The 10,341-nt window shown below is 55.2% G+C and carries 6 protein-coding genes; all 6 read left to right on the forward strand.

What is annotated here, in order from left to right; genetic code table 11:
• The first annotated feature begins 35 nt into the window (after window positions 1-35).
• The 6 genes from HMPREF9944_RS00380 (at window position 36) to HMPREF9944_RS00405 (ending at window position 10,093) form a co-directional block, all read left to right on the forward strand.
• On the forward strand, window positions 36-266 hold the full coding sequence (locus HMPREF9944_RS00380; RefSeq protein WP_008563660.1) for a phosphopantetheine-binding protein: 231 nt from the start codon (window positions 36-38) through the stop codon (window positions 264-266).
• Window positions 263-1,645, forward strand: a complete 1,383-nt coding sequence (locus HMPREF9944_RS00385) for a class I adenylate-forming enzyme family protein (protein WP_008563661.1) — start codon at window positions 263-265, stop codon at window positions 1,643-1,645. Before HMPREF9944_RS00380 ends, HMPREF9944_RS00385 begins: the two co-directional genes overlap by 4 nt.
• Window positions 1,646-2,036: 391 nt before the next feature.
• Window positions 2,037-2,675: an HU family DNA-binding protein gene (locus HMPREF9944_RS00390; RefSeq protein WP_008563662.1), complete on the forward strand. Its 639-nt coding sequence runs from the start codon at window positions 2,037-2,039 to the stop codon at window positions 2,673-2,675.
• A gap of 91 nt (window positions 2,676-2,766) precedes the next feature.
• Entirely contained in the window at window positions 2,767-8,142 is a 5,376-nt protein-coding gene (locus HMPREF9944_RS00395; RefSeq protein ID WP_244861079.1) for an alpha-2-macroglobulin family protein, read from the forward strand.
• Complete coding sequence (locus HMPREF9944_RS00400; protein WP_044113102.1) at window positions 8,132-9,184, forward strand: DUF1573 domain-containing protein; 1,053 nt, start codon at window positions 8,132-8,134, stop codon at window positions 9,182-9,184. The genes HMPREF9944_RS00395 and HMPREF9944_RS00400 overlap by 11 nt, the downstream gene beginning before the upstream one ends.
• A complete protein-coding gene (locus HMPREF9944_RS00405; RefSeq protein ID WP_008563667.1) occupies window positions 9,185-10,093 on the forward strand; it encodes a 4-hydroxy-3-methylbut-2-enyl diphosphate reductase in 909 nt (302 codons plus the stop codon).
• Window positions 10,094-10,341: the final 248 nt, after the last annotated feature.

A 10,341-nucleotide genomic window follows, 5' to 3' on the forward strand; every position in this document is an offset into this window, starting at 1 on the left:
CTTACCTTTGCCCTCTCAACCATCAAACAAAACAGATGATTAGCAAAGAAGACATACGCAGTCTTTTGGAAGAGGCCTTGCCGCTGGTAGACCTTGACTCCGACTTCCTCTTCAGCGAGCTGGACTCGCTGGGCGTCACAACCATTCTCATGCTCTTGTCGGCGCACTACGACATCACCTTGGAGTCGGAAGACGCTACGCCCAAGAACCTCAAGTCGCTCGAAAGCCTTGCCGCACTCGTCGAAGCCAAACTACGGGAGAAGTGAAGACGATAGAAGAATATCTCTGTCTGAACGCCGACCGCTATCCCGAAAAGCCTGCGGTCATTACGCCGGAGGAGCAGCTCACCTACCGCGAACTCCACCAAGCCGTGTGCGAGAAGGCCGAGGCATTAAGCGACAGAAAAGGGCAGGCCGTCGTGTTTGCAAGCAGCAGACCCATAGACTTCCTCGTCACCTATCTCGCCATTCACCGGGCCGGAGCCATTGCCGTTCCGTTAGACAAGGACGCACCGCCCCGACGTTTCCGCGCCATCGAGGAACAACTGTCAACCGAGACATTCGCCCACGACACGGCCGACGTTCTCTACACCACCGGAACGACGGGCCGACCGAAGGGCGTCGTCATCAGCCACAAGGCCATCATGGCCGACGCTGCGAACCTCATCGCCGCACAAGGCTATCGTCACGACACGGTCTTCATCGTCTGCGGCCCGCTCAGTCATTTCGGCTCGCTCTCCAAGGTCTTTCCTACGATTGTTTGCGGGGCCACGCTCTACCTCCTGCAGGGCATGACCGACCTCAACGCCTTCTTCCGTGCATTGGACTATCCCTCGCGCCGACTGGCCACCTTCCTCGTGCCGGCCAACATTCGCATGCTCGTTCTCCTTGCCGCCAAACGACTGCAACGGTATGCCGACAAGCTCGACTTCATCGAGACGGGAGCCGCACCCATCGCGCCCGACGACATGCGTAGCCTCTGCGCCCTGCTTCCCCGCACGCGCCTTTACAACACCTACGCCTCCACCGAGACGGGCATCATTGCCACCTTCGACTACAACGACACGTGCATCGGCGGCTGCGTGGGCCACGCCATGCCCCATTCGCGCTTCTTCATCACCGACAAGGGCACCATTGCCTGCCAAGGCGCAACGCTCATGACCCGATATGCAGGCGACCCCGAGCTTACCCGGCAGATACTGCACGACGACACGCTCTTCACTGCCGACCTTGGCCATATTGACGAAGAGGGCCGCCTCTGCATCATCGGTCGCGAGGACGACATCATCAACATCGGAGGCTACAAAGTGGCCCCCACCGAGGTCGAAGCGGCCGCACTCGCCCTGCCCGGCATCGTCGATTGCATCTGCACCGCCGTCCCGCATCCCGTCACGGGCAGCGCCCTGAAGCTCTTGTTCGTGGCCGAACCGTCGTCCGTGCCCGACACGAAAGTCATTGCCCGCCACCTTGCCACCTTGCTCGAGGCCTACAAAGTGCCCGCCCTCTACGAACAGACGGACCATATCCGCCGCACGTTCAACGGGAAGCTGGATAGAAAAGTGGGAGCCTCCCCCGGCCCCTCCAAAGGAGGGGAGGAGGAGCCCACCCCCAACCCCTCCCGAGGGAGGGGAGTAATATGCAAATAGACCTTGTGAACACTTCAGTTCACAAGGTCTATCTTTATTCCTCATTAGCCCGCAAGCTCTTGCTCCCCTCCTTTGGAGGGGGTGGGGGAGGCTTCTCCCCTCCCTTGGGAGGGGGTGGGGGTGGGCCTTTGGATTGTTCTTTAAATATTATAGGACTATCGCTTGCATTATTCCATGATTGTCATTATCTTTGTACCGTGATATGGGAATTATCTTCATGAAGAGAAATATTTCTCATCATGAAGATAAATTTGTTTCATCACGAAGATAAATATTTCTCTTCATGAGGATAATTCGATAATCCTTATATAACGGCAATGACAAACACTATATAAAGACTGCCATACTCCTATAAGGAGAACAGGCGTACATTAACTTAAAACGAAAGACGATGACTGTACCTTACAAACTGATGAGAACGACGGGCTCGCTGGCCCACAAGAAAGGAATGAAGGCCGTGCTCGACGAGTATGAAACCGTGGGACTGGAACGCATGGGCGAACGCATTGAAACGGCGACGGCGATGACCGTGGCCGACCTCGTGGGCGCGCTCATCGCGCTGAAACACGAGCTGGCCGAACAGCTCAAACTCGGCAACCGCGTACACCTGCCGGGACTGGGATACTTCTCGCTGGCCGTGAGGGGCGAACTCTACGAAGACCCGAAGACGAAGAAGATGAGGCTGCGCTATCCGCACGTGCGCACGGTGAACTTCCGTCCCGAGAAAGGGCTGATGCAGGCGCTGGAGGACACGCGCTTCGAGAACGTGACCTATCGCTATGAACAGCATGCCACGCCTACGGCTGCGGAGATTGATGCCACGCTTGAGCGGTGGTTCGACGAGGCAGACTACATCTTCGTGGGCGACCTGCAGGCCGAGTTGCACCTTTCGCGTCCCGTGGCCTACAGGTTGGCTCGGCGGCTCGAAGCCGAGGGCCGTTTGGAGAACGTGGGCACGCGCTACCGCAAGATGTATCGCATTGTGAAGGCGCAGAAAGAGGGCGGCACGGAAGAAAAAACAGGCGGATAATTAGGCAAGACTGCGAAAAAGCATTATCTTTGCAATGCCGCCCCGAGCCGAACGGTGCGTCGGGGGGCGCAGTTCTAAACAAAGAATGGATATGAAGAAGGCAATATGCACTATCGTCGTGGCCCTGATGATGCCTTTGGCCGTCATGGCAGACAGTTACGGTTCGCTGTGGAAACAATACGAACTGTTGCAGAGGAAGAACCAGCCGCGCTCGGCTATCCATGTGCTCGAGCAAATCGCGGCGAAGGCCAGGGCCGACAAGGCCTACGGGCAGCTCATCAAGGCGCAGTTCGGTTTGATGGACGCGTGGGAGGACCTTGCGCCCGACTCGCTCGGGCCACAGCTACAGCGTCTGCGTGGCGAGGCCTTGAGGGCCGAGAAGACCGACCGTGCTGCTGCCGCCATCTACTACAGTGTGCTGGGAAGCCGCTATCGGGATAGGTTCGCGGGGAATGCCGACTCGATGGAAGTGGCCGATGCGCTGCTGCGCAAATCGATGCAGGAACCTGCACTGCTGGCCGCTACTAAGGCCGAGAACTATGAGCCGCTGATGATAGGGGGGAGTGACAGCCAAATCTTCCACAACGACCTGCTGCACGTGCTTGGCTTCGTCACCAAGGACTACCGGACGCTCCACCGATGGTATGACGCCCACGGCAACCGCAGTGCTGCCTGCTACTGTGCCTTGCAGCTGTTGAAGGACGAACGGCAGGACAATGTGTTCGAATCGAAGAAGTCGAAGTATCTGCAACGGCTCGACTCGCTCATCACGTGCTATGGAGACCTGCCCGTGGGTGGCGAACTGGGCATTGCCCGCTATGAGTTCATGGACTTGGCTGACGATGTTTCGGCCGAGGAGAAGATGAACTATCTGAACTATGCCCTTGCCAAGTGGGGCACGTGGCCGCGTATGAATATCCTGCGCAATGCCCGTAGCCGACTCACGCTGCCGAGCTTCCTTGCCGAATGTGGCCCGCAGGTGCTGCTGCCCCATAAGGAGAGAGTGGTTCGTATCCGACAGCTGACCAATATCCAGAGCCTCACGATGAGCGTGACGCGCCTCAATACGAAGGCCTACTGCCCGCTCAATCCTGCCGACAAGCACGACTATGCCAAGATAGAAAAGCTGTTGCTGGCACCGACGACGACTTCGGTGACCCACCGCTACGTGGGGCTGCCCAACTATAAGGTGAGCAGCGACTCAATGACGGTGGGGCCGTTGGAGAAGGGCGTTTATCTCATTGAGTTCACGACCGACAACAAGGATATTCGCCCCGTGCGCATGCTGCTCCACGTGTCGGACATGTATGTGCTGGAGAGTGGGCTTCCCAACGACAGGATGAGGCTCATCGCCATGAGCGCCACTACGGGTCGGCCCATTGCGAACGCCAAGATACGTATCTTCTCGCGCACTTATCAGGAAAGCAAGCGCAGCTTGAAGGCCACGTTGACGGTTGACCGCCAAGGCGAGGCTAGCTACAAGAGGAGTAAGGAGGAATACGACGTGTATTGCCAAGCCTTCACGGCTGCCGATGACTTCTGTCCGCCGTGCAGCAGCACGTCTTATTATGCATCGGGCAACGACTATTGGAAGGAAGACGAGGAGGACTTCATCACGCGTCAGGTGCAACTCTTTACCGACCGCAGCCTCTATCGTCCCGGTCAGCAGGTGCGCGTGAGCATGGTAGACTTCACCGTCAACGACCGCACGAAGAAGGCCTCCGTCAATGCCAATGACAGCATTGCGCTGACGCTCTACGATGCCGATTACAAGGAAACGGAGACGAAGAAGGTGCGCACGGACGAGTATGGGACGGCCAGCGTCGTGTTCGACCTTCCGAAGTCGGGCAAGACGGGCCTGTTCACCATCGAGGCCAACGACGACTTTGAGACAAGCTTCCATGTTGAGGAATACAAGCGGCCCACGTTCACCGTGGACTTCACACCCTATACGAAGAGCTACAAGAATGGCGACACCATCAGCGTGGAAGGCACGGCCAAGAGCTATGCGGGCGTGCCCGTGCAGGGTGCAAAGGTCGTCTGCTCTGTGGTGCGCAGGCCCAATTGGTTTTGGTGGCGTGGGAGCGACGAGAGCCGGGTCACGGTTAAAGAAGATACGCTGATGACCGACGAGGCCGGCCACTTCGTCATTCGGGTTCCCTTGCATCTTCCCGAAGGAAAGAACAACCTGCCACGTTACTATACCTATGATATCAGTGCCACCGTGACAGACGGTGCAGGCGAGAGCCACGAAGGAATGATTGCGCTGCCATTCGGCAACCGTTCGGTCTACTTCAATTGTAATCTGCCCGAACGCATCAATCGCGACAGTCTGACGCGCTTCACCTTTATATATAAGAACCTTGCAGGCGAGAATGTGGCTGCTAAAGTATATTATAAGGTAGACGATGCGCCCTATCAGGCCAACAGCAACGAAGAGGTTTCGCTCGACTACCCGAGGCTGAAGAGCGGGTATCACACCCTGGAAGCCGTCTGCGGAGAAGACACCTTGCGCAGGTCGTTCGTCTTGTTCTCACTGAAAGATAAGAGGCCGACCGAGAATACGCCGGATTGGTGCTATACGACGAGCAACCAATTCGGCAACGACGGCAAGCCCGTCTACGTGCAGTTGGGCAGCAGTCTGAAAGATGTCTACGTGGCCTATACGATGCTATCGGGCAGTAAGGTGCTTGAAAGCGGCACCTTCACACTGAATGACGAGATGTACACACGTGCCTTCAAATACAAAGAGACTTATCTCGATGGCATCACTGTGGCTTATGCGTGGGTGAAAGACGGCGTGCTCCATAGTCACAATATCAATATCCGCAGACCTGACCCCCAGTTAAATTTGCACGCAAAGTGGATTACGTTCCGCGACAGACTTACACCGGGACAGCATGAGACATGGACCTTGCAGCTCACCGACAAAGATGGGAAGCCGGCCCGTGCGCAACTTATGGCTACGATGTATGACATGAGTCTTGACGACATCTATCTGCACAGTTGGGACACAGGCGTAAGGTTCAGTTGGGATTTGGCAAGCATTCAATGGGCCGGCACCCGGTTCGACAATTGGCAGTTCTATGGGGAGATGCCGCTGAAACTCCTCAACGTGCGTGGTTTCAACTTCACGCATATCGGTTGGGATATTGCTTCCCACCTGCAAGGAAAGGTCTATGGGTTGAGGGGTATGAAGAACGAAAGCATGTCCGACACTGTAGTTCTGGCCAAAGAAGAAGTGGCAAGCAACCTTTTCGGTGCGAGAAGCTCCGAACTTCATGAGGAGGTGGTCACCACAGGTTATGCACCTCGGAAGAAGCGCGAAGCAGACATGCCGAAACCACAGAAGTCAATCTCCCTGCGCAAGAACTTCAATGAAACGGCTTTCTTCTTCCCTGCACTACAGACAGACAGTAAGGGCAATGTAAGCCTGAAGTTCACGCTTCCGGAGAGTGTGACCACATGGCGTCTGCTTGGTTATACTCACGATAAGGATATGAACGACGCTCTTATCGAGGCTACAGCCGTGGCCAAGAAGAGCGTGATGATTATGCCGAACATGCCACGCTTCGTGAGAATGGGCGACAAGGCCGTACTTAGCAATCGTATTGTCAACACCACCGACAAACCGCTTTCGGCACAGGTGGAGATGCACTTGCTTGATTCAAAGACCGAGAAGCAAGTCATGGCAGAGACGAAAAGTATTACACTTGAAGCCAATGCTACTGCAAATGCTAACTTCGTGTTTGTGCCTTCGCAGCTTCGTGCCATGGGTTACCAAGGTGATGCTGTGGTTTGCCGTATGACGATTGAAGGCAAGGCGTTCAGTGACGGTGAGCAGCATCTGTTGCCAATCCTGTCAGACATGGAGCACGTTGTGACCACCTTGGCTTTCAGTCAACATGAACCGGGCACGAAGACATTTGACATTGACAAGCTCTTCCCCGTCAAGGAAGATAGCAACAAGTTAACCGTCAGCTACACCAACAATCCGGCATGGATGATGGTCGAGGCTCTCCCGACCGTTGCCCACGCATCGACAAAAGATGCTATCAGTCTTGCTGCCAAGTATTATGCCAACACATTGTCGGCCTATTTGATGCAGCTTGCCGGCCAGACCGACTCCTTAGAGGCTGCCAATCGCTACAAGGAAGAAGCCCTCTTCGGTCTGCGCCAGTTGCAACGCGCCGACGGTTCATTCTCTTGGTGGCCTGGAATGAGTGGTTCGCTCTATATGACCGTGGCCGTGACCGAGATGCTGCAACGTCTCAATATGATGACGGGCGAACAACAAGCTACTCGCAATCTGATAGCCAACAGCATGAAGTTCATGGCCAAAGAGGTAAAGAAAGATGTGGTACGACTCAAAGCGTGGGAAGCCAAGGGCTATAAGAACCTGCTGCCCTCAGAGACGGACTTGCAATACCTTTATATCTGTGCGCTACGCAAAGAGAACCTCGATAATGCCGACAATAAATATCTGTTGAACCTTGTGGAGAAGCGTCATACGTTGTTTACCATCTACGGAAAGGCTATGATGGCCGTAATCTTGGGACGAAACGGGCACAACATGAAGTTGGCACAGGAACATCTGAAGAGCCTCAAGGAATATACGGTCTACACTGACGAGATGGGCCGTTATTTCGACACGAAGCGGGCGGGATATTCGTGGTTCGACTATCGCATACCGACTGAAGTGGCGGCCATCGAGGCATTGAAAATTATCACCCCAAACGACAAGCAGACCATCAGCGAAATGCAACGCTGGCTCCTGCAAAGCAAGCGTACGCAAAGTTGGGACACGCCCATCAACTGCGTCGATGCCGTTTATGCTTTCATGCAGGGCGAAACGAAGGAAAGCCTCACGAATTACGGTAACAACACGCTGCTGACACTCAACGGAGAGAAGCTCTGCACAACCGAGCCCACCGCAGGGAGGGCCGTCGTGAAGGCCGAGAAAACCGGCAAGACGTTTGGCACACTGACGGCCGAAAAGCAATCGAACAACATCAGTTGGGGGGCCATCTACGCAGAATATGACCAGAAACTCAAGGATATTGACAGCCAGGCAACGCAGCTTGCCGTGACGCGCCAGCTTATCAACGCCGACGGCAAGATGGCCAAAATCAACCAAGATTTCAAGGTGGGCGACAAGATAAAAGTGCGCATCACGCTCAAAGCCGACCGCGACTATGACTTCGTGGAGGTCGAAGACAAGCGCCCCGCATGCCTCGAACCCGTTGATCAGACCAGCGGTTACAATTTCCGATACTACTACGCGCCCGGCGACCGCGCAACCCGCTATTATTTCGACCGCCTCCCCAAAGGCACACATATCATAGAAACCGAATACTACATCGACCGCGAGGGCTCATATTCGAGCGGAATCTGCACGGCGCGCTGCACGTACAGCCCCGAATTCGCCGGACGCGACAAAGCCATTCAATTGAACAATGAGAAATAAATTCTTAACGACATGCATGCTGCTTGCCCTGCTTCCCGCGCAGGCGCAGCGGATCAGCACCGAACAAAAAACCATCAACGTCGGCCAAGTGCTCTACAAGACACCCGTCAGTGCCGACTTCAAACTCAAGAACAAAAGCCTCAAAACACTCCGAATCCGAGAAGTAAAGACAAGCTGCGGCTGCACGACGGCGTCATACCCCGAAACCGTCGGAATGGGAAAGGAATTCACCATCACCGCCGTCTATGATGCCCGAACGCTCGGCCACTTCAACAAGCAGCTGGCCATCTACGCAGGCCGAGAACCACTCATACTCACCCTGCAAGGCGAGGTCGTCAGCGAAATCAAGGACTTCGCAGGAAACTACCCCTTCACACTCGGCGAACTGAAGACCGACGCCAACGACTGCGAATTCGACGACGTCAACAAGGGCGACCGACCCACGAAGCGCATACACATCTTCAACAACTCCGACAAAACAGCCCAGCCCCTCTTCATGCACCTCCCCGACTACCTCACAGCCGAAATTTCCCCCTCGCGCATAGCACCGAGACACGCAGGAGTAGCCACGCTCACCCTCGACTCGCGAAAATTACGCGACTTCGGGCTCACGCAGACAAACATCTACCTCGGATTTGCACCCGGCGAAAAAGTCTCCGAAGCAACACTCATTCCCGTGTCCACCGTACTCCTGCCCGACTTCCAACACACCGCCGAACACCCCAACGGCCTCGCGCCCCAAATAAAACTTTCAGCCGACAGCCTCACACTCGGAAGCTTCAACGGTCGACCACGGCTGAAAGGCGAAATCGAACTCAGTAACATCGGAAACGCACCACTCGAAGTGCGCAACCTCCAAATGTTCACCTCCGGCCTCGAAATTTCCCTCAGCAAGACAACCATCGAGCCCCACACACAAGCGAAGCTCAAAATAACAGCCATCGCCGACCAACTCAAAACCGCGAAGCGCACACCACGCATTCTCATGATCACCAACGACCCCCGAAAGCCAAAAGTCGTCATCAAAATCAACGTCAACTAAATGCTACAAATAGAAATCGACAACGGCAGCGGATTCTGCTTCGGCGTAACCACCGCCATCAAAAAAGCCGAAGAAGAACTCCAAAAGGGAGGCACACTCTACTGTCTCGGAGACATCGTCCACAACGGAATGGAAGTAGAACGCCTCCACGCCCGCGGACTCGTCACCATAGACCACCAACAACTACGCCGGCTGCACAACGCGAAAGTACTCCTTCGAGCACACGGCGAGCCCCCCGAAACCTACGCAATCGCACGCCGCAACAACATCGAAATCATCGACGCAACCTGCCCCGTCGTCCTCCAGCTCCAAAGGCGCATCAAAAAACAGCACGAGAACAACGCAGAAACCAACGATTCCGAACGTCAAATCGTCATTTTCGGCAAAAACGGACATGCAGAGGTCCTCGGGCTCGTCGGACAGACACACAGCAAAGCCATCGTCATCGAAAAGTTCGACGACGTCAAGAAACTCGACTTCAGCCGCAATATCTACCTCTACTCACAAACCACAAAGAGCCTCGACGAATTTCACCACATCATCGACTACATACGCGCCCACATTTCCCCCGGCGCCGAGTTCAAAAGCTTCGACACCATCTGTCGGCAGGTCGCCAACCGCATGCCCAACATCGCCGCATTCGCCGGCCGCCACGACGTCGTGATTTTCGTAGCCGGGCGCAAGAGTTCCAACGGGAAAGTACTTTTCAAAGAGTGCCTCAGCGTCAATCCCAACAGCCACCAGATAGAAAGCGCAGCCGAGATCGACATGCGATGGTTCAACCACGCCGAAACCGTCGGCATCTGCGGCGCAACAAGCACACCCAAATGGCTCATGGAAGAATGCCGCGAATATATCCGGAAACGCGAAACGCCCGGCAACCACCCATCGCGCGCGAACAGCCGATAGCCCCGACAGCCGGCCATACCCATCAGGCGGCAAAAAACACAAACAGACCTTGCGGAAACACCATTCCCGCAAGGTCTGTTTTTTATTTCCAATCAAACACACATAACCCGCACCCCATCATTCAACCATTTTCAGCCGTCGCAAAGTGTTTTTCATCAGCCGAGGCCTCGGAAATGCCGTCGTCAGATGATTTTTTGCTTTCCGAGGCCTCGGAAAGCCATCGTCCGATGATTTTTTACTTTCCGAGG

Source organism: Segatella maculosa OT 289 (assembly GCF_000243015.1).
Classification (GTDB): domain Bacteria; phylum Bacteroidota; class Bacteroidia; order Bacteroidales; family Bacteroidaceae; genus Prevotella; species Prevotella maculosa.